The organism is Pseudoalteromonas rhizosphaerae (assembly GCF_902498845.1).
In the GTDB taxonomy this organism is placed as follows: domain Bacteria; phylum Pseudomonadota; class Gammaproteobacteria; order Enterobacterales; family Alteromonadaceae; genus Pseudoalteromonas; species Pseudoalteromonas rhizosphaerae.
Map to the genome: position 1 here is coordinate 1 of NZ_CABVLM010000063.1, position 400 is coordinate 400.

The following is a 400-nucleotide window of genomic DNA, read 5'->3' on the forward strand; positions in this document are numbered from 1 at the left end:
GGCCTGCGCCCAGGTACCCAAGTTCACCGTGATCATTGGCGGCAGCTTTGGCGCCGGCAACTACGGCATGTGCGGCCGCGCCTACTCGCCGCGCTTCCTGTGGATGTGGCCGAACGCGCGCATCTCGGTGATGGGCGGCGAGCAGGCGGCCAGCGTGCTGTCCACGCTGCGTCGCGACACCATCGAGGCCAAGGGCGGCAGCTGGAGCGCCGAGGAGGAGGACGCCTTCAAGGCGCCGATCCGCCAGCAGTACGAGGACCAGGGCCACCCCTACTACGCCTCGGCGCGGCTGTGGGACGACGGCGTGATCGACCCCGCCGACACCCGCCGCGTGCTTGCGCTGGGCCTGAGCGCCTCGCTGAACGCGCCCATCCCCGACACCAAGTTCGGCGTGTTCCGG

Annotated in this window: 1 protein-coding gene; it reads left to right on the forward strand. The window is 70.8% G+C overall.

Annotation, left to right across the window (positions count from 1 at the left end):
* On the forward strand, positions 1-400 hold a 400-nt coding region (locus PSR9079_RS23480), incomplete at both ends, for a carboxyl transferase domain-containing protein (RefSeq protein WP_281290957.1).